The 25438-nt window shown below is 64.2% G+C and carries 20 protein-coding genes; 10 read left to right on the forward strand and 10 right to left on the reverse strand.

Annotation, left to right across the window (positions count from 1 at the left end; all coding sequences use genetic code 11):
• Window positions 1-22 precede the first annotated feature (22 nt).
• Together ABIA42_RS21295 and ABIA42_RS21300 are read right to left on the reverse strand one after the other, a co-directional pair.
• Window positions 23-2716 carry a GNAT family N-acetyltransferase gene (locus tag ABIA42_RS21295; RefSeq protein WP_370121506.1) on the reverse strand — a complete coding sequence of 898 codons (2694 nt, stop codon included), beginning with the start codon at window positions 2714-2716 and terminating at the stop codon, window positions 23-25.
• 64 nt (window positions 2717-2780) lie between these two features.
• On the reverse strand, window positions 2781-3614 hold the full coding sequence (locus ABIA42_RS21300; RefSeq protein WP_370121503.1) for a universal stress protein: 834 nt from the start codon (window positions 3612-3614) through the stop codon (window positions 2781-2783).
• Between the two features lie 177 nt (window positions 3615-3791).
• Here ABIA42_RS21300 and ABIA42_RS21305 point away from each other — a divergent pair, with 177 nt between their 5' ends.
• Genes ABIA42_RS21305 through ABIA42_RS21315 form a run of 3 tightly spaced genes read left to right on the forward strand, consistent with a single transcriptional unit; the run spans window position 3792 to window position 7323 of the window.
• Window positions 3792-4775, forward strand: a complete 984-nt coding sequence (locus ABIA42_RS21305) for a zinc-dependent alcohol dehydrogenase family protein (RefSeq protein WP_370121500.1) — start codon at window positions 3792-3794, stop codon at window positions 4773-4775.
• Window positions 4776-4786: 11 nt separating this feature from the next.
• Window positions 4787-6337: an AAA family ATPase gene (locus ABIA42_RS21310; protein WP_370121497.1), complete on the forward strand. Its 1551-nt coding sequence runs from the start codon at window positions 4787-4789 to the stop codon at window positions 6335-6337.
• A gap of 11 nt (window positions 6338-6348) precedes the next feature.
• Window positions 6349-7323, forward strand: a complete 975-nt coding sequence (locus ABIA42_RS21315) for a CHAD domain-containing protein (RefSeq protein WP_370121494.1) — start codon at window positions 6349-6351, stop codon at window positions 7321-7323.
• On the opposite strand, the gene ABIA42_RS21320 is transcribed toward ABIA42_RS21315, so the two are convergent.
• Complete coding sequence (locus ABIA42_RS21320; RefSeq protein WP_370121491.1) at window positions 7320-9173, reverse strand: PHA/PHB synthase family protein; 1854 nt, start codon at window positions 9171-9173, stop codon at window positions 7320-7322. The genes ABIA42_RS21315 and ABIA42_RS21320 overlap by 4 nt on opposite strands.
• 210 nt (window positions 9174-9383) lie before the next feature.
• Here ABIA42_RS21320 and ABIA42_RS21325 point away from each other — a divergent pair, with 210 nt between their 5' ends.
• Window positions 9384-10112 (forward strand): CBS domain-containing protein, encoded by a 729-nt coding sequence (locus ABIA42_RS21325; RefSeq protein ID WP_370121489.1) that lies wholly within the window; start codon window positions 9384-9386, stop codon window positions 10110-10112.
• Window positions 10113-10139: 27 nt separating this feature from the next.
• Here ABIA42_RS21325 and ABIA42_RS21330 read toward each other — a convergent pair whose 3' ends face one another.
• The 3 genes from ABIA42_RS21330 to ABIA42_RS21340 form a co-directional block, all read right to left on the reverse strand.
• Window positions 10140-10604: a RidA family protein gene (locus ABIA42_RS21330; protein WP_370121486.1), complete on the reverse strand. Its 465-nt coding sequence runs from the start codon at window positions 10602-10604 to the stop codon at window positions 10140-10142.
• Window positions 10605-10619: 15 nt separating this feature from the next.
• Window positions 10620-12311: a benzoate-CoA ligase family protein gene (locus tag ABIA42_RS21335; protein WP_370121484.1), complete on the reverse strand. Its 1692-nt coding sequence runs from the start codon at window positions 12309-12311 to the stop codon at window positions 10620-10622.
• 148 nt (window positions 12312-12459) lie between these two features.
• Window positions 12460-12978: a MarR family winged helix-turn-helix transcriptional regulator gene (locus ABIA42_RS21340; RefSeq protein ID WP_035672496.1), complete on the reverse strand. Its 519-nt coding sequence runs from the start codon at window positions 12976-12978 to the stop codon at window positions 12460-12462.
• 252 nt (window positions 12979-13230) lie between these two features.
• Here ABIA42_RS21340 and ABIA42_RS21345 point away from each other — a divergent pair, with 252 nt between their 5' ends.
• Together ABIA42_RS21345 and ABIA42_RS21350 are read left to right on the forward strand one after the other, a co-directional pair.
• Window positions 13231-14406 (forward strand): ABC transporter substrate-binding protein, encoded by a 1176-nt coding sequence (locus ABIA42_RS21345; protein ID WP_370121480.1) that lies wholly within the window; start codon window positions 13231-13233, stop codon window positions 14404-14406.
• Window positions 14407-14436: 30 nt separating this feature from the next.
• Window positions 14437-14889 carry a cupin domain-containing protein gene (locus ABIA42_RS21350; RefSeq protein WP_271533377.1) on the forward strand — a complete coding sequence of 151 codons (453 nt, stop codon included), beginning with the start codon at window positions 14437-14439 and terminating at the stop codon, window positions 14887-14889.
• Window positions 14890-15109: 220 nt separating this feature from the next.
• On the opposite strand, the gene ABIA42_RS21355 is transcribed toward ABIA42_RS21350, so the two are convergent.
• The 4 genes from ABIA42_RS21355 to ABIA42_RS21370 form a co-directional block, all read right to left on the reverse strand.
• The gene (locus ABIA42_RS21355) at window positions 15110-16360 is read right to left on the reverse strand and encodes a flavin-dependent oxidoreductase (protein WP_028180307.1); all 1251 of its coding nucleotides are present in this window, start codon (window positions 16358-16360) and stop codon (window positions 15110-15112) included.
• A 51-nt stretch (window positions 16361-16411) separates the two neighbouring features.
• Window positions 16412-18763, reverse strand: a complete 2352-nt coding sequence (locus ABIA42_RS21360; RefSeq protein WP_370121476.1) for a bifunctional salicylyl-CoA 5-hydroxylase/oxidoreductase — start codon at window positions 18761-18763, stop codon at window positions 16412-16414.
• A 100-nt stretch (window positions 18764-18863) separates the two neighbouring features.
• Window positions 18864-19700 (reverse strand): enoyl-CoA hydratase family protein, encoded by an 837-nt coding sequence (locus ABIA42_RS21365; RefSeq protein ID WP_035672506.1) that lies wholly within the window; start codon window positions 19698-19700, stop codon window positions 18864-18866.
• Window positions 19701-19741: 41 nt separating this feature from the next.
• Window positions 19742-20503 (reverse strand): SDR family NAD(P)-dependent oxidoreductase, encoded by a 762-nt coding sequence (locus ABIA42_RS21370; protein ID WP_370121473.1) that lies wholly within the window; start codon window positions 20501-20503, stop codon window positions 19742-19744.
• A gap of 211 nt (window positions 20504-20714) precedes the next feature.
• Between ABIA42_RS21370 and ABIA42_RS21375 the strand changes: the two genes are divergently transcribed.
• The 4 genes from ABIA42_RS21375 to ABIA42_RS21390 are packed head-to-tail and all read left to right on the forward strand — an operon-like array spanning window position 20715 to window position 25437.
• Window positions 20715-21512, forward strand: coding sequence for an alpha/beta fold hydrolase (locus ABIA42_RS21375; RefSeq protein WP_271533379.1), 798 nt, complete (start codon window positions 20715-20717; stop codon window positions 21510-21512).
• Between the two features lie 12 nt (window positions 21513-21524).
• Window positions 21525-22814: an acyl-CoA dehydrogenase family protein gene (locus ABIA42_RS21380; protein ID WP_271533380.1), complete on the forward strand. Its 1290-nt coding sequence runs from the start codon at window positions 21525-21527 to the stop codon at window positions 22812-22814.
• 2 nt (window positions 22815-22816) lie between these two features.
• Complete coding sequence (locus ABIA42_RS21385; protein ID WP_370121469.1) at window positions 22817-24352, forward strand: class I adenylate-forming enzyme family protein; 1536 nt, start codon at window positions 22817-22819, stop codon at window positions 24350-24352.
• On the forward strand, window positions 24349-25437 hold the full coding sequence (locus tag ABIA42_RS21390) for an NAD/NADP-dependent octopine/nopaline dehydrogenase family protein (protein ID WP_271533382.1): 1089 nt from the start codon (window positions 24349-24351) through the stop codon (window positions 25435-25437). Before ABIA42_RS21385 ends, ABIA42_RS21390 begins: the two co-directional genes overlap by 4 nt.
• Window position 25438: the final 1 nt, after the last annotated feature.

The following is a 25438-nucleotide window of genomic DNA, read 5'->3' on the forward strand; positions in this document are numbered from 1 at the left end:
GCTGACATGCTCCAACGCGCGCTCAGAGCTTCAACTTGACGTCGCAAAGATCAGGCTCGGCCGGATCCGGTTTGACCTCGAAGCCGAGCTGCCGGCACATATCGAGCATCACGGTGTTCTCCTGGAGCACGTCACCCGATATGGCCTTCAGTCCTTCCGACCGCGCATAGTCGATGATCAGCTGCATGAGCGCCCAGCCGAGCCCCCTGCCCTTGAGATCGGACCGCAGCAGGATCGCGTATTCGCCGCTCTCGTAGATCGAGTCGGAATGGAGCCGGACGACGCCGACCATCTCGCCGTTGGCCTCGTCGAATGCGATGAAGGCCATCGCGCGCGCATAGTCGAGCTGGGTCAGGCGTGCGATGAATTCGTGGGTGAATTCCTTCATCGGTGCGAAGAAGCGCAGACGAAGGTCATGCGGGGTGACGTGGCCCAGGAATTCGTGGATGATCGGCTCGTCCTCGGGCCGCATGGGCCGCACGAAGATGCGCCAGTCGTCCTTGAGCTTGAGGCGGCGCTCCCATTGCGACGGATAGGCGCGAACGGCGAAATTGGCCGGGCCGGAGCCGACAAACTTCCGCTGCGGCGGCCCGACCGCCACGCGGGCATCGACCGCAGTCACGCCGGTTTCGTCCGCCAGCAACGGATTGATGTCGAATTCGCGGATCTCGGGAATGTCGGCCGCCATCTGCGCCAGCTTGACCAGCACCATGGCGACGGCGTCCGGCTTCACAGCCGGCACGTCCCGGTAAGCGCGGAGCAGCCGCGACACGCGCGTGCGCTCGATCAGGTCGCGGGCCAGCTGCAGATCGAGCGGCGGCAGAGCGAGCGCCTTGTCATTGATGATCTCTACCGCCGTCCCGCCCCGGCCGAAAACGACCACGGTGCCGAAGGTCGGATCGTCGGCGAGGCCCAGGATCAGCTCGCGCGCTTTCGCCTTGACGACCATCGCCTGGACGATGACGCCGCCGATGCGCGCCTCCGGACGCAGCTTTTTCGCGCGCGCGATAATGCTCGTGGCGGCCACTCGGACTGCTTCAGGCGTGGTCAGGTTGAGAACGACGCCGCCGACGTCGGATTTGTGGACGATGTCCCGCGACATGATCTTCAGCACGACGGTGTCGCCCTGTGCGAAGATGTCGTTCGCATAGGCCACCGCCTGCTCGACATCGGTCGCCGCATAGGTCGGCACCATCGCGATGTCGTAGGCTTCGAGCAGGTGCTTGATCTCGACAGGCTCGAGCCATTCGCGGCCGTCCGCGATCGCGGCGGTGACGATCTGCCTCGCTCCCCGGGCGTCCGGAACGAAAGTATCAGGCATCGCGGGAGGAACCTGACTCAGCTCCTCCACCACTTCGCGGTGCCGGACCAGATGCATGAAGCCGCGCACGGCGTCGTCCTCGGTCGGATAGTTCGGCACACCGGCGCTGGAGAGTGTCTGAATGATGTGCTGATCGGCTCCAACCCAGGCCGCCAATACGGGCTTCGCCCAGCTGCGGTGCTGCTCGCGGTATTTTCTGACGAGCTCCGTCACGGTCGTGGCGATCTCGGCGGCCGAGGCGATCGCCGTTTGCACGTTGAGGACCAGGACTGCGTCGTTGTCACGATCGGCCAGCAGTTCCTCCAGCGCCACCGCGTAGCGCGCGGCGTCGGCATCGCCCACGATGTCAACGGGATTCGCACCGGACCAGGTCGGCGGCAGCGCTGCATCGAGCTTCTTGCGCGCCTCAGCCGAGATGGTTGCCGGAATTCCTCCGAGTTCAACCAATCGATCGATCGCAAGGACGCCGATGCCGCCACCGTTGGTCAGGATGGCGAGACGCTTTCCCGTCGGCGATTCGACGCGGCCAAGTGTCTCGGCACAGTCGAACAGCTCACGCAGATCGGAGACCCGCAGGACACCCGCGCGGCGGAACGCCGCGTCGTAGACAGCGTCGGCGCCGGCGAGCGCACCGGTGTGGGTGGCAGCCGCCTTTGCGCCCTGCGCCATACGGCCGGACTTCACCACGACGACGGGCTTGACACGCGCCGCGGCGCGCGCCGCCGACATGAACTTGCGCGCGTCCTTGATGGCCTCGATATAGAGCAGGATCGCGCGGGTCTTGTGATCCATCGCGAAATAGTCGAGCAGATCGGCGATATCGACGTCGATCTGATCGCCGATCGAGACGATGCCAGAGAAGCCGACGCCGCGCTGCGCGGCCCAATCCACCATGCCAGCGGCAATTGCGCCCGATTGCGAGATCAGCGCGAGGTTACCCGCCCCCGGCATATGCGCGGCGAAACTGGCATTCAGGCTGACGCCGGGCATCATGATGCCGAGGCAGTTCGGTCCGATCAGCCGCATGCCGTATTTTCGGGCAGCAGTGCTTGTGGCCTCGTGCAGCGATCCCGGTCCCTGGCCGAGCCCGGCCGAGACGATCAGCGCGCCCGCAGACCCGCGACGCCCGGCTTGGTCGACAATGCCTGGAATCTCGCCTGCGGGGGCGGTGATGACCACGAGCTCGGGCACGAAGTCCAGTCTGTCCAGGCTCTTCACCGCCGCGACGCCGCCGATCTCGGCATGGCGCGGATTCACGAGGCCAAACTGCCCCTTGAATCCGGCCTTGCGAATGTTGTCCAGGACGGCGCGTCCCACGGACCCCGGACGGGCGCTCGCCCCGACGAGCGCGACCGAGCGCGGCGACAGCAGGTTGTTCAGACGATAGGTTGACATGAAAGAAAATGCGCCGGGTCAGCGGCGGTTCCGATTGGTTGACGATCAAGCCGAAAGAAGGAGCCTAGTGCGAGATCATAACCCAGCACGGTGGCTGGCCAATGACGGTCTTTGTCACACCGCCCCAGAGGATCTCGTTCAGGCGCGAATGATGATAGGCGCCCATGACGATCGCATCGATGCCATGGGAATTCGCCCAGCTTCCCAGTGCCTTGCCGATCGAGCTGCCGCCGCCTTTCGTCGTTTCGAACGAAGCATAGACCCCATGTTCCCTCAAGTAGTCGACGAGAGCTGCGCCGGATTGCACGACCACCTCGGTCTTGTCCTCCGCCACGGTCACCACGCGGACCGAGGTGGCAGCCCGAAGAATGGGCAATGCGTCACCGACCGCACGCGCGGCGCGCGCAGAGTGGTCCCAGGCAATCAAGACGTTTTCGAATTCAGGCCGAAGTTCGTCCGCGAGATGTTCGGGACAGAGCAGAAGCGGCCGGCCGGATCCAAACAAGAAGGCTTCGACAATGCTCTCTGTTCGGCTGTCGTGCGGTTTCACGGGAACCAGCGTGAGGTCGCTGAAGCGGGCATGCTCGGCCAGGATCGCCCCGATCTGATCCGCAGGCACCTTGCCCGATCTGCTCTGGGCGCGAATGTTGGCGCGGGAAGCTGCGCTGGTGAAGGCATTCAGGAGCTGTTGCATGTCGCCGGCCTCGGGGCTGGCGTGCTCGGAATCGCGATCGTAAGGCAGCATCACCCTCGGTCGCTCGAAGACTTCTTCCTCGAGCGCGAGCGCGGTGATCCTGGCGCCGAGATCGGCGGCAACGGCCACGCATTTCTCTATCGCGACCACAGCCGGCCCGCGCGGCTCGCCGACAAGGGGCAGAAAGACGTCCTTGATGGGCATCCGCATTCTCCTGGGGTCGCCACGATAGGCCGGCGCTCGTCGAGGCGCTTGATCCTCGTCAAGGGCAGAGAGACTCTATCCGGTCACCGCGGGAACAGGCGTTGACCGGCGTCAAGGACTGGCCGCTTAGTCATTCTATGAATAGCTCAATCGGAGCGGTTCGCCCCGGAGAGACTCATGCGTGCGATGGTGTTGCCGGCCCCACGAGCGCGGCTCCAGATGGAGGAGCGGCCTGACCCGATTCCGGGCGAGGGTCAGCTCCGGGTGAAGATCAGCGCCTGCGGCGTATGCCGGACCGACCTTCATCTCGTCGACGCGGAGCTGCCCGATATTCGCTATCCGATCGTGCCTGGCCACGAGATCGTCGGCCGGGTCGACCTCGTTGGGCCGAATGTGACAACACATGCGCCTGGCGACCGGGTCGGCATTCCCTGGCTCGGCTTCACCTGCGGAACGTGTCGATTTTGCCGGGAGGGCATGGAAAACCTTTGTGACGCACCGCTCTTCACGGGCTATACGCGCGACGGCGGCTACGCGACCCACACCATCGCCGACGCTCGCTACGCTTTTCCGCTCGGTGAGGGCGGCAGCGACGTGGAGATTGCGCCCCTGCTGTGCGCAGGGCTGATCGGCTGGCGCTCGCTCGTTCTGGCCGGCCCCGCCGACCGGCTCGGCCTCTACGGCTTTGGCGCAGCCGGCCACATCATTGCGCAGGTCGCGGTTTGGCAAGGACGATCCGTCCATGCATTCACGCGACGCGGCGACGCCGCTGCACAAGACCTTGCACGTCGTCTCGGCGCGGTCTGGGCGGGGTCATCGGACGAAGCGCCCGACGAGCCGCTCGACGCCGCCATCATCTACGCACCAGCCGGCGAGCTCGTTCCGGCCGCGTTGCGCGCCGTCCGCAAAGGCGGGCGCGTCGTATGCGCCGGCATCCACATGACCGACATTCCAAGCTTTCCGTACGACTTGCTCTGGCAGGAGCGGCAGTTGGTCTCGGTCGCCAATCTGACCCGGCAGGATGGCCTCGATTTTCTAAAGGTCGCCCCGCAAGCCGGCGTGCGTACCGAGACGACGGCGTTTCCGCTTGATCAGGCCAACGAGGTTCTTGGCATGCTGCGGAATGGCCAGATTCTCGGCGCAGCCGTGCTGACGCCGTGATGGTGCTTCGAATGCCCTCTTCGATCGAGGATGAAACGGCGGCCCAGGAGCGCATCTTCCAGATGCTGACCGACCATCCCGGCGTGACGCGGATCGACACGCATGGAGCCTCGGTGTTCCTGGACGCAAAGCGCGCGCTGAAGATCAAGCGCGCCGTCCGGTTTCCCTTCCTTGACTATTCGACGCTCGAGAAGCGCAAGGCGGCCTGCGAGGAGGAGATCAGGATCAACCGGCCGCTGGCGCCGCAGATCTATCACGGCGTCGTGGCGATCACCGAAGAGCCGGATGGATCTCTGAAGGTCGACGGCGCCGGCCGGGCAATCGAGTATGCGGTCGACATGTCGCGTTTCGACGAAAACAGGACACTGGATCATCTGGCAAAGGCCGGTCCGCTGGAGGCGAAGCTCGCCTCGGCTGCCGCTGACGCAATCGCGGCGGCGCACGCGGCGGCGACACGCGCCGACGGAGAAGCCTGGGTCTCATCCATCCCGGCCCTGATCGACGGCAACAGTGACGGTCTGCGGACCGGCGGACATTTCAACGCGGAAGACATCGAAAGGCTCGGCAAGGCGTCGCACGAGGCATTTCTGCGTATTCGTCCCCTGCTCGCGGAGCGCGGCCGCCAGGGCTTCGTGCGCCGCTGTCATGGCGATCTGCACCTCGCAAACATCGTTCTGATCGACGATCGGCCGGTGCTGTTCGACGCCATCGAGTTCGATGCGCAGATGGCGACGGTCGACGTGCTCTACGACCTCGCGTTCACCCTCATGGACCTGTTGCAGCACGACCAACTGCGCGCGGCCAATATCGCCCTGAACCGCTATCTTGCAGCGACGCCGGCCGACAATCTCGACGCGCTCTCGGCCCTGCCGCTGTTCATGTCCATCCGTGCGGCGATCCGCGCCCAGGTGGCCCTGGCACGGCTGAAGCGGCCGCATTCCGATGGTCCCGGCATTCTCGACCAGGCACAGCGCTATTTTGACCTCGCCAGGATGCTGATCCGTCCTCCTGCTCCGCGTCTGATTGCGGTCGGGGGACTGTCCGGCACCGGAAAGACCGTTCTGGCGCACGCGCTCGCGCCGCTGGTCGCGCCGCATCCGGGAGCCGTCGTGCTGCGCAGCGATCTCGTCCGCAAGCAAATGTTCGGGGTCGAGGACACGCACCGCCTGCCGCCATCCGCCTATACGCCGGAGGTCACGGCCCGCGTCTACGACACGCTGGCTCAGCACGCCCGGCGGGTGCTGGCGCAAGGTCATTCGGCGCTCATTGACGGCGTATTCGCCCGCGAGGACGAACGCGACGCGATCGCCGCGCTGGCGCGCGAGCGCAACGTGGCGCTGAACGGTCTATTCCTGGTCGCAGACCTCGCGACCCGGCAGGCGCGGATCGGAAGCCGCCGGGGAGATGCATCGGACGCCACGCAAGAGGTTGCCGCGCTGCAAGAGCACTATAAGATCGGCCATGTCGGCTGGGCGACCATCGATGCATCCGGGACAGAAGAGCAGACGCTGCAGAACTGCCGGAACGCGATCGCCAAGGGGCAAACAACGCAACCTGATTGATGCGGGCAAGGATGTCGGGACCCACCACAAGCTCGAGGGCGACCACGCGTGCCAAGCCGGCGACGCGCCGCAATACCCTGCCCGGCCGCCTCAGCCCCGGCATGGCCTGCGACACGGCCTTCCGGATCATCGCCCGCCGTCACCTCGACGCCGTGATCGCTCAGCACGACGGGACCTGCCGCGGCGATCCCGAAGCTCTGCACCAGATCCGCATCGCACTGACGCATCTGCGTACTGCCATCCGCTTCTTCTCGCCGATGGTCGACGACGCGCTGCGCCCGCACGTCTGGGCTGAACTGAAATGGCTGAACGGCCAGCTCGGCATGGTGCGGGATCTCGATGTGGCGATCGAGCGGGTCGTCGCCGAGAGTGGCGACGAGCTCGCCGTTGTCGCCGAGCTTCAGCACTGGGACGAGAAACGGGCCGAGAGCCACCGGCTGCTGGCGCGCGCGCTGCAATCCGCACGGTACCGCCGCCTGGTCGAGCAGACCTCGACGTGGATCGAAAGCGGCCCCTGGTCGACCCGGCGCAGCAAGGAAGCCATTCGACTGCGCCGCCGCACGCTCGCCGAACACGCGATGGAGCGGCTGACCGAGTGGGAGACGAGGCTGCTCAAGAAAGCGCGAAAACTCCGCAAGCTCGACGTCGAGAAGCGACACAAGCTGCGGCTTCTCAACAAGCGGCTGACCTATTCGATCGAATCGCTCCAGGACCTGTTCGCCGCGGAAACGCCGACGAAACACAAGTCCATCCTCAAGCAATTGCGCAAGGCACAAAGAGCACTCGGACAATTGAACGACGATGCACGAGGACAGGCGCTGGCCGCGTCCTTGAACGGCACCGGCCTCGATGCAGCCAATCGCTTCCTCAACCGAAAGCGGGAAAAGCAGCTGTTGCGAACCGCGTCAGTGGCCTACCGGAAATTGGACAAGGCCAAGCCCTTCCGCTCCTCGGACCTCGCGCCGAGCTCCGAGCCGGAGGTTTAGGTGTGAACATAGTCTCCCGGCGCATCGGGCAGGCCGGGTGCACCTCCAAGCCCGATCTGCGGCGGATCGCAGGGCGCGCCGGAGCGCGCCGCGAGCCATTTGGCCCATTCCGGCCACCACGACCCTTCAGCTCGCGGAGCCAGCTTCAGCCATTCATCCGCACCAACATAGGGCGCATCAGCAGCCTTGGTCATCACCTGATAGCTGTGGCCGGGCTCCTCCGGAGGCGCCACGACACCGGCATTGTGACCGCCGCTGGTCAACAGGAACGTCACGTCAGCATCGACCTGATAGTGGACCTTGTAGACTGATCGCCATGGCGCCACGTGATCGGCGAGCGTGCCGACCACGAACATCGGCGCGTGGATATCGGAGAGCGAAATGCTCCTGCCTCCGACGAGATAGCGCCCTCCCGCCAGATCGTTGTCGAGGAACAGCTTGCGCAAATACTCCGAGTGCATGCGATAAGGCAGCCGCGTGGCGTCGGCATTCCAGGCCATCAAATCGCTCGGCGGTGCGCTCTCGCCCATCAGATAGTCATGTGACAGCCGCGACCAGATCAGTTCGTTCGAGCGCAGCAGCTGGAAGGCGCCGGCCATCTGCGTCGTGTCGAGATAGCCGCGCTGCCACATCATGTCTTCGAGAAAGGCCACCTGGCTCTCGTTGATGAAGAGCGTCAGCTCTCCGGCCTCGGTGAAGTCGGTCTGGGCCGCCAGGAGAGTGACAGTGCCGAAGCGGTTATCACCGTCGCGCTCCATCGCGGCGGCGGCGATGGACAGCAATGTGCCTCCCAGACAATAGCCGAGCGCATGGGTCTTCCGACCCGGCATGATCAGGCCGATCATGTCCAGCGCCGCCATGACGCCCAGCCTGCGATAATCGTCGAAGGCGAGATCCCGATCCCTCGCATCCGGGTTGCGCCAGGAGATCGCGAACACGGTGAAGCCTTGACCGGTCAGATATTTGATCAGCGAGTTATGCGGCGACAGATCGAGGATGTAGTATTTCATGATCCAGGCCGGCACGATCAGGATCGGCTCGGGCCGCACCTGCGCGGTGGTCGGATAGTACTGAATCAGCTCGATCAGCTCGTTGCGGTAGACGACCTTGCCGGGTGAAACCGCCACCGTCTTGCCGACCACGAACTGCCCGTCGTCCGCCAATTTCGAGTTGGAGAGCAGGCGCATCAGGTCGCTGCACCAGTTCTGCCAGCCGAAGACGAAATTCTCCCCGCCGCTCTGGAACGCCTTCTCCAGCACCTTCGGATTGGTCGCAGCGAAGTTCGACGGCGCCAGCATGTCGAGCAACTGGCGCATCGAGAACTCGACGATCGCTTCATTTGCGTGCGACACGCCGCGTACGCCCGTCGCAGCATCGCGCCACCAGCGCTCTGCGAGCAGAAACGCCTGCGCCAGCAGGTTGAACGGCGGGGTCTCCCATTGCGATCCGCTGAAACGGCGATCCCGCTGCTGCGGCGCGATCACAGCCCACGGCTTTTGCCCAGGCGACATCGCGTGCGCAGCAGCTTCCACGAGCCGGCCGCTGTCGCGAACGATGTTACGGGAAATCTCCATCTGGCGCTGCGGCGCCGCGGCGAGATGCGAGCTCCAATCGAGCCAGGCGAGCGACAAGGCAAGCGGCGATATCCCGCCCGTGAACCGCGCCAGCATCGCGTGAAAAGCGCGGTCAAAAGCATATGGTTCCGATCCAGGCAGAGGACCGGCGGCAACCGGCATGTGTTCGAGCCTTTCGGGGCTCGCCGTCGAGGCCTCCGGACCAGCGACGGGATGGGTGGAGAGAACCTGAACCGACGGCTCTTCTGCCCGTGGAAATATCTGCACGACGCTCATGGCTCAAATTCCTGCGGGCTTCAGTTCAACGTCGGCAACAGGATACGGCTCGGCCTCGACGACGTGTTGAGCTGCATCAAATCCGGGTCCGGATCACAATTGCTCAATCGGGTTCGATCCATGTTCGCCCGATTGACTTGAGTCAAACCGCACCTCGATACCCGAGTTAGTTTTCGCGCATCGAAATTCAACAAGCCAGCGGAGTTGTCCATGCGCGCCCACCAGATCATGACCCGGTCGGTCATCTCGGTAACCCCCGACACCAGCATCGTCGAAGCGGCAAATATCATGCTGAAGCGGCATGTCAGCGGACTCACGGTGGTCGACGAGACCGGCAAGCTGCTCGGTGTCGTGTCGGAAGGAGACTTCATCCGCCGCAGCGAAATCGGCACCGGGCGCAAGCGCGGGCGTTGGCTGCGGTTCATCCTTGGTCCCGGCAAATCCGCCAGCGACTTCGTCCACGAGCACGGCCGCAAGGTCTCGGAAGTGATGACCGACTCGCCCGTGACGATCACGGAGGATACGGCGCTCGCGGAGATCGTCGCTCTCATGGAGCGGAACAACATCAAGCGGCTGCCCGTCATGCGCGGCGACAAGGTCGTCGGGATCGTTTCCCGCGCCAATCTGCTGCAGGCGGTGGCGGGGCTCGCCCGCGAAGTGCCGGATCCGACCGCGGATGACGACCACATTCGCAGCCGCATCATCGATACCATGGAGAAGAACGACTGGTGCCCATTCGGGCTGAACGTCATCGTGCGCAACGGTATCGTTCATCTCAGCGGCGTCATCACCGAAGAGCGCGCACGGAAGGCCGCGATCGTCGCCGCGGAGAACGTCGAGGGCGTGAAGAAGGTGCACGACCATCTGTGCTGGGTCGACACCATGTCCGGCGTCTATCTGAACTCGCCCGAGGACGACGAGCTCGCCAAGGCGAGTTGATCAAGGCGAGCCGATCACGGAAGAAGTTCAGCCAGGAATGACGGCGGTGGCTTCGATTTCGACGCGCGCCGCCTTCTCCACGAGGCGGACCACCTGAATCAGCGCCATCGCAGGATAGTGCGCTCCGAAGACGTCGCGATAGACCCTGCCCAGTTCCTTCAGGTTGGCGAGGTAGTCGTCCATGTCGACGACGTACCAGGTCAGGCGCACGAGGTGCTCGGGCCGGGCACCGGCCTCGGCCAGGATCGCGGCGATGTTGTCCAAGGTCTGGCGCACCTGCGCGACGAAGCCTTCCGCGAGGCGCTCTTCTGCGTCCCAGCCGATCACCCCGCCGGTGACGACGATGCGCCCTTCGGCAGCCATGCCGTTGGCATAACCTTTCGGCACCGGCCAGCCTGACGGCTGGAGGATCTGCGCCTTGATGCGCGTTCCGTCCTCGGCTGCTGCCGGCAGCACCGCGAGTTGCGAGCCTTTCGGGGGCGTCACGGACAATTCTCTATCCTTCTCTCATTCCGCAGCGACGCCTGAGGACGTCGCCACAGCCTGCGCCAGCTGTCGCAGGGCAAAGCGCTTCAGCTTGCCGGTTTCGGTCTTCGGCAATTGCGTCACGAACTCGATCGCGCGCGGATATTTGTAAGGAGCGATCTCGCGCTTGACATGCTCCTGCAGCTCCGCCACGAGCTGCGCGTCCGCAGTCACGCCGGGCGCGGCGATGACATAGGCCTTCACGATCATGCCGCGCGCCTCGTCCGGCGCTCCGACCACGCCGCACTCGGCGACAGCCGGATGCGTGAGCAGCGCCGCTTCGACATCGGTCCCTGCGATGTTGTAGCCGGCCGACACGATCATGTCGTCGGAGCGCGACTGGTACCAGAAATAGCCGTCGCTATCCATCAGATAGGTGTCGCCAGTGATGTTCCAGCCGTTCTGGACATATTTCCGCTGCCGCTCGTCGGCCAGATAGCGGCAGCCCGTCGGCCCGCGCACGGCGAGACGACCCATCGTTCCAGGCGGCACGTCGCGGCCCTCATTATCGACGATCTTGGCCTCATAGCCCGGCACGGGCTTGCCGGTGGCGCCGGGGCGGATCTCGTCCTCGGTCGCGCTGATGAAGATGTGCAGCATCTCGGTCGAACCGATGCCGTCCATCAGCTTGATCCCGGTCGCCTTGAACCAGGCATCGAATGTCGGCTTGGGCAGCGTCTCGCCTGCGGAGACGCATTTGCGAAGCGAGGAGATGTCGCGGCCCGGAAGCTTGCCGATCATGGCGCGGTATGCGGTCGGCGCCGTGAAGCAAACCGTGGTCTTGTACTGCTCGATCGCCGACAGCAGGTCGTCGGGCGTCGTCTTCTCCAGCACGACGAAGGAGGCGCCGATATGCATCGGAAACAGCACGCCGCCGAAGCCGAAGGTGAAGGCGAGCGGGGCCGAGCCGATGAAACGATCCTTCTGCCCGGCGCGCAGGATGTTGCGCGCGTAACCGTCGCAGACCGCGAGCATGTCGCGGTGGAAATGCATGGTGCCCTTGGGATCACCTGTCGTGCCCGATGTGAAAGCGATCAGGCAGATGTCGTCGGACGCGGTATCGACGGCTGTGAACTCAGAGCTGGCATCGGCGATCAGCGCCTCGAGTGAATTGTCGGTGTCATTGCCCCAATAGACGACACGCTCGAGACCGGGCGCAGCGGCCTTCGCCTTCTCCATCTCGTCGGCGAGTTTTCCGTCACACAGCGCCAGCGTGATCGCCGCTTTCTGGATCGGATAGGACAGCTCCTTGGCGCGGAGCAGCGGCATCGTCGCCACGACGATGCCGCCGGCCTTGATCACCGCGAGATAGGTCGCAACCATCATGGGGTTGTTGGCAGAGCGCAACAGCACGCGGCCGCCGGGGACGAGACCGAGCTTGCCGACCAGCACGTTGGCGATGCGGTTCACCAGCGCCTGCAGCTCGTGATAGGTGTAGCTGACGGAAGGGCTGATGACGCAGGGCGCCTCGCCATGTCCCTGCTCAACCCAGCGATCCAGGAAATAGCTGACGCAGTTCAGTCGCGGGGGGTAGTGCAGCTCCGGCCGAGTGAAGATGAATTCGGGCCAGAGCTCGCGCGGCGGCAGATGTTGCCGCGCGAACGTATCGACATGGGCCGTCGAGGCGTTGCCGTCACACGAACCCGATATTTGAATCTTGGCGGCGTTGGCCATCGCACGCTCCTTTCAGCATGGATTGCACCCGGCAGCACGATCTGGAAACATTTTAGGCTTAAAACAATTCGGCGCAATAGCGGATTTTGGGCACGCCGTGCTTTTTCCTGCGGCAAGAGGGATTGGCGGCCCGTCCCAGCGGCGGGGCCTACGACCGGCGGCGCGCGGCCGATTTCTGCGCGGACGCCTTGGTCTTGGCCAGGAGCCGCATCAGCTCGCGCACGTCCTTCGGGGTCAGGTCGGCGAAGAGATCGGCGATCCAGGTTTCGTGTTCCGCAGCCATTCGGCGAAACTCGGCGCGGCCGAGCTTCGTGAGTCGGATCACCTGGACGCGGCGGTCCGTCTCCGAGGTCCGCCGGTCGAGATGACCGGAATCCACCAGCCGCTCCACGAGGCCGGTGACATTGCCGTTCGATACCATCATGCGCTTGGAGACATCGGACAGCGTCATGCCGTCAGGCGCCTTGTCGAGCTGCGCCATCAGGTCAAAACGGGGCAGCGTGACGTCGAACCGCTGCCGCAGCCGGCCGCGCACCTCGCCCTCGATCAGCGTCGTGCAGGTCAGGAGCCGCAGCCACAGCCGAAGCTCTTCGGCGTGGTCCTCCGGCGTTTCGACGGCCTTGGTCTCGGAATCGAGCATGTTGATGCAGTCACTCACGGCCGGCATTGCCGCCGGCACGGATTCCCCAACGTTTTGAGCTTCAAATAAATCGGAGCCGGCTGCAAGTCCAAAGCTGCAACAATCGACCGCACCACCAGTTTCTTTAGGCTTCAAATAATTGGCGCGCCGCTTGCATGCGGCGCTCCTTGCAGAATGCGACGCCTCGAGCTCGGCTTGCCGCGGCGACCATCATCGGCATAAGTTTGAATTTGGAGTACGTGGCTTGCAGCGCAAGCCAATCGTCACGAGGGACAGATCATGAAGACGCAAATGACCTTGGCCGCAGCCGCCGTGCTGCTCGGCACCGTGGTGACCCCTGCCCTTGCCCAGGAAAAAATCAAGCTGGGTGTGATCGTGACCCTGTCGGGGCCTGCCGCCGCGCTTGGCCAACAGGTTCGGGACGGGTTTGCGCTTGCAGTGAAAGATCTCGGCAGCAAGATGGGCGGCCGTGATGTCGAGGTCGTCGTCGTCGACGACGAGTTGAAGCCGGATGCAGCGGTGACCAAGGCCAAGGGCCTTCTTGAGCGCGAGAAGGTCGACTTCGTGGTCGGACCGATCTTCTCCAACATCCTCCAGGCGATCCACCGGCCCATCACGGAATCGAAGACCTTCCTGATCAGCCCCAATGCCGGGCCGTCGACCTTCGCCGGCAAGGACTGCAACCCGTTCTTCTATGTGACTTCGTATCAGAATGATCAGGTGCACGAGATCCTCGGCAAGGTCGCGCAGGATCGCGGCTACAAGCGCATGTACCTGATGGTGCCGAACTATCAGGCCGGCAAGGATTCGGTTGCCGGGTTCAAGCTCGACTACAAGGGCGAGATCGTCGAGGAATCCTACATGCCGCTGAACACGCTGGACTTCCAGCCGGAGTTGTCCAAGATCTCGTCGCAGAAGCCCGATGCACTGTTCACGTTCATGCCCGGCGGCCTCGGCGTCAATCTCGTCAAGCAGTACCGGCAGGCCGGCCTTGCCGACACCATTCCGGTGCTCTCGGCCTTCACGGTGGATGAATCGACCCTGCCGGCGCAGCAGGACGCCGCGGTCGGCATGTTCGGCGGCGCGAACTGGGCGCCCAATCTCGACAATCCCCAGAACAAGAAGTTCGTTGCCGCCTATGAGGCCGCTTATAATATCGTGCCCGGCACCTACGCCTTTCAGGCCTATGACGCCGCGATGCTGATCGACAGCGCGGTCAAGGCGGTGAAGGGCGATCTATCGAACAAGGACGCCGTTCGCGCGGCGCTCAAGAAGGCCGACTTCACCTCGCTGCGCGGCACCTTCAAGTTCAACACCAACGGCTATCCCATCCAGGATTTCTACCTGACCAAAGTCGCCAAGCGTCCGGACGGCAAGTTCCAGACCGAGATCGTCCAGAAGGTCTTCGAGAACTACGGCGACCGCTATGCCAAGGACTGCAAGGCGGCGAATTAAGGCCGCGTATCGCGTTACGGGAGGACTGCAATGAAGAGCGAAATCACCGGCATCACCCGGGCAAATGAGGGCATCCAGGGCATTTCCTGGAACATCCTCGGCCAGACCTATGTGCCGAAGAGCTACGCCGAGCACAGCTTCTCCTGGCATGCGACACTGCCGCCGGGCACATTCGTGCCGCCGCACATTCATCCTGATCAGGATGAGTATCTCTACATGCTGGAAGGTAAGCTCGATTTCATGCTCGGCAATTCGGAGTCGCAGGCGACCGCCGGCGACCTGATCCGGCTCGGCATGGGCGTGCCTCACGGCATCTTCAACAAGTCGGAGCAGACCGCAAAAGTGCTGTTCTGGGTCTCCCCAAGCCGCAGGCTGTTCGACCTGTTCTGGGGCCTTCACAACATGAAGGAGCAGAAGCCGGAGGACGTGGTGACGATGGCCGCCGAGTTCAACATCCACTTCCTGCCGCCGCCGCCCGGCTAGCATGGATCATGTGAGGCTCGTGCGGCTGGGCCACCTCTCCCCAGCGGGGAGAGGTCGGGTTGCGCAGCAATCCGGGTGAGGGGCCGCAGCGATCAGTGAGATTGTAACCCCTCACCCGGATCGCATCTTTCGATGCGATCCGACCTCTCCCTATGGGAGAGGTGATCTGGGCTCCTGGCTAGCGTAGATTTCTCAAACTCGGTCCGCTCAATCGGCGGTTTCAGGCGCGTACCGCCGCAAGTCCCGGGACCGCGGCAAAGCCGGCCTTGGTGGCGTAGCCGCGCACGATCGCCTCGCGCTGGGAATAACTCAGGACGTTATCGACATTGTCGAAGCCGTCGGGCGCAAGCTGCTCGACGGCGTCGATGACGCCCTCAGGGCCGCCGCGCCGGTTGGAGCGAACGATATCCGCCGTCATCGGCAGGCGCTTCTTCTCGTATTCCAGCAGCGCCTGGCGCGGATGCTCGGCACGCACCAGCGCATCCGCAAGGCAGCGCGCGTCGAGGATCGCCTGCGAGGCGCCGTTCGAGCCGACGGGATACATGGGATGCGCGGCATCGCCGAGCAACGTGACGCGCCCGGACGACCAATAGGGCAAGGGGTCGCGGTCGCAGGTCGGATACTCGTAGAATTCGGGCGTCGCCGAGATCAGGCTCTTGACGTCAATATACGGCACGGAGAAGCGTGCCACATGCGGCATCAGTTCCTCACGCCGCCCCGGCCGCGACCAGTCTTCTTTCCGCGGCGGCGGCGCATTGCCTTCGCCCACCTTCACCAGCACCGCCCAATTAGTCAGGCGGCTCGCCGGGCTCGATCCTTCCGCGATCGGATAGATCACCACCTTGGCATTGAGACCGCCGGCCACGATCATCGATTTGCCGGTGAGGAACAGCGGCCAGTCGCGGGCGCCGCGCCACAGCATCAAGCCGTTCCAGCACGGCGGCCCCTCGTTCGGAAACAGCGTCTCCCGGACGCGTGAGTGGATCCCGTCGGCGCCGATCAGGATGTCGCCACGGGCGGTGTGGACGTGCGCGCCGGCACGATCGAAGAAGTAAGCGGTGACGCCGCCCTCATCCTGCGTGAAGGCCCCGAGCCGGCAGCCGGTGTGAATTGCGTCCGGTCCGAGCCGCTCCTCGACCGCGCGATGGATGACGCCCTGAAGGCGCCCACGATGGATCGAGAATTGCGGCACGTCGTGACCAGCGTCGATGCCGCGGGCTTCGCGCCAGACCTCCTGGCCGTGGCGGTTGAGGTAATAGAGCTGATCGGTGCGGATCGCGACGTCGTCGAGCCTCTGCAAAAGACCGAGCCCGGCCAACTCGCGCATTGCATGCGGCAGCGTGTTGATGCCGACGCCGAGTTCGCGGATGGTGTCGGCCTGCTCGTAGATCTCGCAATCCAGGCCCCGCGAGCGGAACATCAACGCCGTGGTGAGACCACCGATACCGCCACCGACGATAATCGCCTTCATCGCCCTAACTCCACTCGAAACACAGGCAACGGGTTAACGTCGCACGGGCGGTCACTCCGCCGCAAGCGGCTTTGTCGCCTCCGCCTTGAGCTCGGCCCGTGTCTTGGGCTTAGCCTTAATTCTCAGCTCCTCCAGATCCTGCCGGTCGCGCACGCTGTTGCGGAAAATCTGATCTTTTCCGGGCAGATATTGCGGCGGGCAGAATGCGTCGTCGGCCCCGTACCAGGCCGCCGCCCTCATGGTGAAGAAGGGATCGACGAGATGCGGACGGCCGAGCGCGACGAGATCCGCGCGGCCAGCGGCCAAAATGGTATTGGCCTGGTCCGCCGTGGTGATGTTGCCGACGCACATGGTGGCTACCCGCGCCTCGTTGCGGACCTGATCGGAGAACGGCGTCTGGAACATGCGCCCGTAGACCGGCTGCGCATCGCGCACGGTCTGGCCGGTCGAGACGTCGACGAGATCGACACCCGCCTCGGCGAAGGCCCGCGCAATGGCGACGGCATCATCGCCGGTGACGCCGCCGTCAGCCCAATCGGTTGCGGAGATACGCACCGACATCGGCTTGTGCGACGGCCACACCGCGCGCAGCGCCTCGAAGATCTCAAGCGGAAAACGCAGCCGGTTGGCGAGCGAACCGCCATATTCGTCCGTGCGGGTATTGGTCAGCGGCGAGATGAAGCTCGCGAGCAGATAGCCGTGGGCGCAGTGCAGCTCCAACATGTCGAAGCCGCAGCGCTCGCCGCGCTCGGCGGCCGCAACAAAAGCGTCCCTCACCGCGTTCATGCCGGAGCGATCGAGCTCGCGTGGCACCTGGCTGTCGGGGAAATAGGGCAGCGGCGATGCCGAAACGGTTTCCCAGCCGCCTTCATCCAGAGGCCGGTCCATGCCGTCCCACATCAGCTTGGTTGCGCCCTTGCGACCGGCGTGCCCCAACTGAAGGCAGATCTTTGCCGCCGAGTTGCCGTGGACGAAATCCACAATGCGCAGCCATGCGGCTTCCTGCTCGTCGTTCCACAGGCCGGCGCAGCCGGGCGTGATCCGGGCATCGCGGCTAACGCAGGTCATCTCGGTGAAGATCAGCCCGGCGCCGCCGATCGCGCGCGAGCCGTAATGAACCAGGTGGAAGTCTGTCGGCACACCCTCCTTCGCCGAATACATGCACATCGGCGACATCACCGCACGATTCGCGAGCTTCATCTCACGCAGACGGAACGGCTGGAACAGCGGCACCATCGGTCGATCGGTATCGACATCGAAGCCGCTGCTGCGCACCTGCCTTGCAAACGACTTCTCGACCTCCGCCACGAAATCCGGGGCGCGGAGTTTCAGATTGTCATAGGTGATCGCCTTCGAGCGCGTCATGACGCCGAAGGCGAACTGCACCGGATCGAAATCCCAGAAGCGGTCGACATGCTCGAACCAGACCAGCGAGACGTCGGCGGCATGCTGCGTCTTCTCGACCTCCTCGCGGCGACCGTGCTCATAAATTTCCAGCGCCGCCTCGATGCTGGGCGCCTTCTCCATCGCTTCGGCCAGCGCGATCGCGTCTTCCATCGCGAGCTTGGTGCCCGAGCCGATGGAGAAATGCGCGCTGGCCTTGGCGTCGCCGAGCAGAACCATGTTGTCCTTGACCCAGCGCTTGCTGCGGATCATGGGGAAGTTGCGCCACATCGAGCGGTTGGTCAGCAATTGATGCCCGCCGAGAAACCAGCCGAAGATGTCTGCCATCCGCGCGGCGGACTGAGCTTCGTCCAGCCCCGTCAGCCCCGCCCGCTCGAACGTCTCCGGATCGGTCTCGAAGATCCAGGTCGAATGCCCGGCCTCATACTGATAGGCATGGGCGATGAACGGCCCCCACTCGGTCTCCTGGAAGATGAAGGTGAAGGCATCGAGCGGCCTGGTCGATCCCATCCAGGCGAATTTGTTGGAGCGGATGTCGACCTCCGGCTGGAAATGGTCGACGTACTTCTCGCGGAAGCGGCTGTTGATGCCGTCGGCGATGAGAATGAGATCGGCATCGGCGAAGCGGGACTCGTCGTCGATGTCCACCTCGAAATGCAGGACGACGCCAAGCTCGCGAGCCCGCTCCTGAAGGATCAGAAGCAGCTTGCGTCGCGAGCAGCCGCAAAAGCCGTTGCCGCCGACCCGGTGCACCGTGCCACGGAAATGCACGGCAATGTCGTCCCAATAGGCAAATTCCTGGGTGATGCGGCGGTAGCTCGGAAGATCGTGTTTCTCGAAGTTATCGAGCGTCGCATCCGAGAACACCACGCCGAAGCCGAAAGTGTCGTCGGCCCGATTGCGCTCGTACACCGTGATGTCGGCGGCCGGGCGCTGCTTCTTGAGCAGGATCGCAGCATAGAGACCCGCAGGTCCGCCACCGATGATCGCGACTTTCATGGGAGCCTCGCCAATTCACCCGGCCATGGAAACTATTTTAAGCCTAAAATAATTTCGCGCAAGTCCCCGTTGCTGGCTTGGCCGCGTCAAGACGATCGACCTAGTCGCCCCTGAAGACCGGCTTGACCTTGTTGGCGAATGCCTCGAAGGCCCGCTCGAAATCCGCCGTGGTCATGCACAACGCTTGGGCAACGGCCTCCGCCTCGATCGCCTCCTCCACCGACATCGCCCATTCCATGGCCAGCATCCGCTTGGTCATGGTATTGGCGAAAGTCGGACCTTCCGCGATCTGCTTCGCCAGAATTTGCGCCTGGGGCAGCACCTGCTCCGGCGTGACGATGCGGCTGAAGAAGCCCCAGCGCTCGCCCTCTTCCGCGGTCATGAACCGGCCGGTGTAGAGGAGCTCCGAGGCGCGCGACTGCCCGATGATCCGCGGCAGGATCGCGCAGGCCCCCATGTCGCAGCCGGCCAGCCCCACTTTGTTGAACAGGAACGCCACCTTGGCCCCGCTCGCCGCAAGGCGCATGTCGGATGCCATGGCGATGATCGCCCCGGCCCCGGCACAGATGCCCTCGACCGCGGCCACGATCGGCTGAGGGCACGCCCGCATCGCCTTGACGAGGTCGCCGGTCATCCGCGTGAAGGCGGTCAACCCCTTGGTGTCCATCTTCACGAGCGGGCCGATGATCTCGAACACGTCGCCGCCCGACGAGAAATTGCCGCCGGCACCGGTGACGACGATAGATTTGACCGCGTCGTCGAAGGCGCAGGCACGGAAGAAATCGGTCAGCTCCCGATAGCTTTCGAACGTCAGCGGATTCTTTCGTTCGGGGCGGTTGAGCGTGACCGTCGCAACGCCGTCGACCACAGCCAGCATAAAGTGTTGCGGCGAGTAGTCTGCAAGCGGCACGGTGACGGGATTGGCGGGTCTGCTCATGCGATCTCCTTGGCTTTTTTTTCGCGACTGCACCAGGCACGCTAGACCTCGCCCCCAGCCACGGCAATCGCCTGCCCTGTGATTGCGCTAGCGCCCTCACCGCACAGCCAAAGAACCGCGTCTGCCACTTCCTGCGGCGTGATCAGGCGTCCTTGCGGGTTGTGTTTCGCGAGCTCTGCGATGGCTTGCTCGCGCGTCCGCCCCGTCTTCTTCATGATGTTCTCGATGCTGCTTGCGACGAGATCGGTGTCGGTGAAGCCGGGACACACTGCATTCACGGTCACATTGCTTCCAGCCATCTCGAGGGCGAGCGAACGCACGAGACCGACTACGGCGTGCTTTGCAGCAGCATACGCGCTGACATAGGCATAGCCCTTGAGCCCGGCCGTCGACGCGACCGCAACAATACGGCCATAGGGGCGATCCTTCATGCCCGGCAGCACAGCCTGGACGGCATGCACAACGCCCATGAAATTGACATCCATCATGCGCGCAAAAAGGGCGGCGTCCGATTTCGCGAACGGCGCCGATTCAGCACTGCCCGCATTGGCAATCAGGATGTCGATCGGCTTGCGCGCACTCGCTCCGGCAATGGCAGCTTTCAGGGACGCTTCGTTCGACACATCAGCGACGGCCGCAAAGTGCGCCGCACCTGCATTGACCGCCTCTTCGAGAACCGCCGCGTTCCGGCCAAGCACGGTTACGGTCGCGCCAGCGCCGACGAGAGAAGCAGCTATCGCGCGGCCGATGCCGCGACCGCCGCCGGTCACCAGCGCGTGCGGCGAGTGCGGCAATCCGGACATGCGGCGACTCCCTCGGATCTTGTGATCGCTCTTCCGATATATTTTAACCTTCAAATTTTTGCAACGAAAGCGGCGCTCGCCCCCGGAATGCCGCCGCACAGAAGCGGCCCGGAAATTGCTTTAAGTATAAAATTATCTCTTCCCATCCCCCACAGGCCTGTTAGCATCCCCGGGCCAAGCAAAAGGATGTCGCGTGTCGCAGCCTGCGCCAATGATAACAAAGGACGGACGCTTCGCCTATGAAGCCGCGGGCGATCCGGGTGCGATACCCCTGATTTTCTTGCATGGCATTGGCGGCGCGGCGCGAAGCTGGCGGCGGCAGCTTGCCACGTTCGGCGACCGCTTCCACACGATCGCATGGGACATGCCGGGCTATGGCGGATCGGCGCCGCTCGCCAGCGTCAGCATCGCTGCCCTGGCCGATGCGCTTCAGCAATTCATCGAGCAGCTTGGCGCGGCCAAGCCTATTCTGGTCGGCCATTCCATCGGCGGCATGATCGTCCAGAAGTGGCTGGTGCAGTCCCCCAAACTGGCACGCGCGGTCGTGCTGGCGCAGACCAGCCCTGCCTTCGGGAAGGCCGACGGCGATTGGCAGAAGTCATTCATCGCGGCACGGCTCGGGCCGCTCGATCGCGGGGAGACCATGAAGTCGCTGGCGCCAACGCTGGTGAAGGAGCTGGTCGGCGATGATCCCGATCCGAACGGGATGGAGCTGGCGCGCGAATGCATGGGGAGCGTGCCTGAGGCAAGCTATCGCGCCATGATGCTGGCTCTCATCGGCTTCGATCAGCGCAATACGCTTGGGGATATCTCCGTCCCCACGCTGCTGCTGTCCGGCTCCAAGGACAACAACGCGCCCGCCCCGATGATGGCAAAGACCGCGACCTATATCCCTGGGGCTGAATATGTCGAGCTAGCCGGCGTGGGCCATCTTGCCAATCTCGAACGCCCCGCCGCCTTTGACGAAGCTCTCGGCCGGTTTCTGAACTCTCTCGCGACCAAAGCCTAAGGTAACTGCGCGATGACCATGCAAGTCAGCAAGACTATTGGCACGACCACCAAGGTCGCGCTGGATGCGCCGATCTTCGATCCTGTCGCCTTCCGCCTGAGCGACGAGCAGGCCGGCATCGTTACGCGCGCCCGCGAGATCGGCCAGAGCGTGTTCGCCGCTCGCGCCGCGACCTACGATCGCGAGGCGATCTTCCCGACCGAGAATTATCGCGACCTGCATCGCGTCGGCCTGCTCGGCATTGCCGTCCCGAAGAAGCACGGCGGACTTGGCGCGAACTACCAGACCTATGCCTTGGCGGCCGCCGAGATCGGCCGCTATTGCGGCGCGACCGCGCTCACCTGGAACATGCATGTCTGCTCGACCCTGTGGTCGGGCCCCCTCGCCGACGATCTCGACATGGATGCAGAAACGCGCGCGGAGCACGAGCGGCGGCGCGCGGTTCACTACAAGCGCATCGTCGAGGACGGTGCGATCTACTCGCAACCCTTCTCCGAAGGTGGCGCGGCGGCGGCCGGCGGTGTCGCGTTCGGCACGGAAGCGAAGCCGGTTGCGGGGGGCTGGATCGTCAACGGCAAGAAGATCTTTGCCTCGCTCTCCGGCCACGCCGACTATTACGGCGTGCTTTGCACCGAGATCGAAGAAGGCGAGAAGGCCTCGCGCCGCAACACGCTTTACCTCGCCATCCCCGCAAAGTCGCAAGGCGTCTCGGTTGTCGGCGACTGGGATCCGCTCGGCATGCGGGGCACGGTCTCGCGGACGCTTCTGTTCAAGGACGTTTTCGTGCCGGAGGACTTCGCGCTGATGCCGCGTGGCGTCTATTTCCAGGCTGCGATGCGCTGGCCGCACATGTTCCTGACGCTGTCGCCGACCTATATGGGCCTCGCACAAGCCGCCTATGACTTCACCGTGCGCTACTTGCGCGGCGAGGTGCCGGGCATGCCTCCGGTCAAGCGGCGGATGTACCCGACCAAGCAGATCGCGGTCGCGCAGATGCAGATCAAGCTGGAGCAGATCAAGGGGATCTGGTTCCAGGCCGTCACCGAAGCCTGCGCCAATCCGAGCAAGGAGCAGGTGCTCCGGGCCTATGCCGCGCAATATTCGGTGATGGAAGGCGCCAATGAGCTCGCCGCGCTCGCGATCCGCACCTGCGGCGGTCAGGCCATGCTCAGGTCGCTGCCGCTCGAGCGGATCTATCGCGACAGCCGCTGCGGCTCGCTGATGCTGCCCTGGACCGCCGAACTCTGCCTCGACCGGATCGGGCGCGAAGCGCTGTACGAGGCCGGTGAAACGGACGACTGACGGTGGACCTCTGTAGCCTGATAGACCGCAACGCGGCGTTCGCTCCAGACAAGACGGCTATTTCCTTCGAAGGGAAGCGGCTGAGCTATGCGGCATTCGCCGCACGCATCGAGCGGACCGCGACAGCATTGAAGCAGGAGCTTGGCGTCGGCCGCGGCGACCGCGTCGCGATTCTGAGCCTGAACAGGCCGGATTATCTGGTGCTGCTCTACGCGTGCGCGCGGCTCGGGGCTATCCTGGTGCCACTGAACTGGCGGCTGGCTATCGCCGAGCAGCTGTTCATTCTCAGCGATGCCGGCGCCAAGGTTCTCTTGCTTGAGCAAGCCTTTGAGGGACTTCTTTCCACACTCGCGCAATCCGCACCGGGGACTGCCGTCGTCGGCCTCGATTTCGCACCGCCCGACGGCACAACGTTCGAAGGCCTGCTCGCCAAGAGCGACGGCACCAGCCGAAATCCGCACACCGATCTCTCGTGTCCGCTGCTCATCGTCTACACGTCGGGAACGACCGGGCGGCCGAAAGGCGCAGTGCTGCGCCAGGAGGCGCTGTTCTGGAACGGCGTCATGAGCCAGCACATGCACAACATGACGTCCGACGACCACGTGCTGACCGTGCTGCCATTCTTCCACGTCGGCGGCCTCAACATCCAGACGACGCCGGCGCTCCAACTGGGCGCGGCGGTCACGATCCATGCGCGCTTTACCCCGGATACCGCGCTTGCGGCCATCGAACAGGAGCGGCCGACGCTCACGGTGCTGGTGCCTGCGATCATCCAGGCGGTGAGCGAGCATCCCGCCTGGGCGACCGCCGATCTTTCGTCACTCAAGGCCGTCGCAACAGGCTCGACCATCGTGCCTCCACACCTGATCGAGCGTTTTGTCGCGCGCGATGTCCCGGTGCTTCAGGTCTACGGCTCGACCGAAACCTGCCCGATCGCAATCTACACGAGGCTCGGCGGCGATCTTTCGCGCGTGGGATCGACCGGCCTTGCCGGCCTGTGTTGCGAGGCGAAGGTGGTCGATCAGGCTGGCAATGAGATGCCGGCGGGCACGCCGGGCGAGATCGCGGTGCGCGGGCCCAACGTGTTCTTTGAATATTGGGGCAACGAGGCCGCAACGCGCGACGCCTTGCACGACGGCTGGTATCGCACCGGCGATATCGGCCTGTGCGATGCAGACGGCTACTTCTGGGTCCGCGACCGCAAGAAGAACATGATCATATCCGGCGGGGAAAACGTCTACCCGGCCGAGGTCGAGCGCGTCCTGCTCGAACATCCTGATGTCAGCGAATGCGCCGTGATCGGCCGGCCGGACCCGCGCTGGGACGAGGTGCCGATCGCCTATGTCATTGCGAGATCCGGCTGCCGGCTCGAGGTGGACGAATTGAGGACGCACCTTCAAGCGCAACTCGCGCGCTACAAGGTTCCGCGCGAGATCGTCTTCGTCACCGATCTGCCGCGGACGGCGCTCGGCAAGGTCCAGCATTTCCTGCTGAAGCAGCTTGATGCGCAGTCCCGGACGCAAGGAGAAGCATCTTGAAGATTGCGGTTCTGGGCGGGGGGAACGGCTCTTTCGCGGCCGCGGGCGATTTTGCACTGTCGGGGCATGAGGTGCGGCTATGGCGCCGCGATGCCGATCAGGTCGCGGCACATCGTGCCGCGGGGGCGCGCATCCTGGTCAAGGATCACAACGGCCGCCACGACGTGAAGCTCGCGCTGGTCACGACCGATATCGCCGAGGCGGTCAACGGCACGGAGCTGATCCTGTGCCCCGCCCCTGCCTTCGCACAGCCGGATATCGCCCGCCTGCTCGCCCCGCATCTGCGAGACGGCCACGTCGTGTTTCTGCCGCCGGCGACGTTCGGCTCGATGGTCTTCGCCCAAGCGGCGCGGGATGCCGGCAACCATGCCAAGGTGAGCTTTGCGGAGACCGGCACCCTGCCGTGGCTGACCCGCAAGCACGGACCATTCGAGGTCGCGATCACCATCCGCGCCAAGCGATTGCCAGTCGGTGTGTTCCCGCTCGACCAGGCGCCCCACGCGCTCGAAGTCATTGGACGCGCTTTCCCGGGCGTCATCGAGCCGTGCGGGGATGCGCTGTCCGGCGCGCTGATGAATGCAGGACCCATTATCCATCCGCCGCTGATCGTGATGAACGCGGGGCCGATCGAACATTTCGAACGTTGGGACATACACAAGGAAGGTACCCAAGCCGCGATCCGGCGGGTCACCGACGCGCTCGATGCCGAGCGGATCGCCGTGCGTGAGGCGCTCGGCTATAGTGCACCACATTTCCCGCTCGCTCATCACTACGCGAGAGAAGGCGAGATCTGGATGTATGGCCGCGGCTCGCACGACCGGCTAACCGATTCCGGCGACTGGCGCGAACGGATCGTGCTGAGCGAGCACCGCTACATGCGCGAGGATCTGCGGCTCGGGCTGTCGCTGCTGGTCTCCGTCGCAGGCCTTGCTGGCGTAGCCACACCGCTGGCCAAAGCGTTCCTGTCAATCGGCGGCGCGGTCTGCGGCGAGGATTTCGCGCAAGGTGGCCGAACGCTCGAAACGTTGGGGCTCGGCAATCTCAGGAAGGCTGAATTGCAGACGCTGCTTCGCAACGGATTCTGAT

The sequence above is a fragment of the Bradyrhizobium sp. USDA 327 genome, assembly GCF_041262065.1.
Classification (GTDB): domain Bacteria; phylum Pseudomonadota; class Alphaproteobacteria; order Rhizobiales; family Xanthobacteraceae; genus Bradyrhizobium; species Bradyrhizobium liaoningense.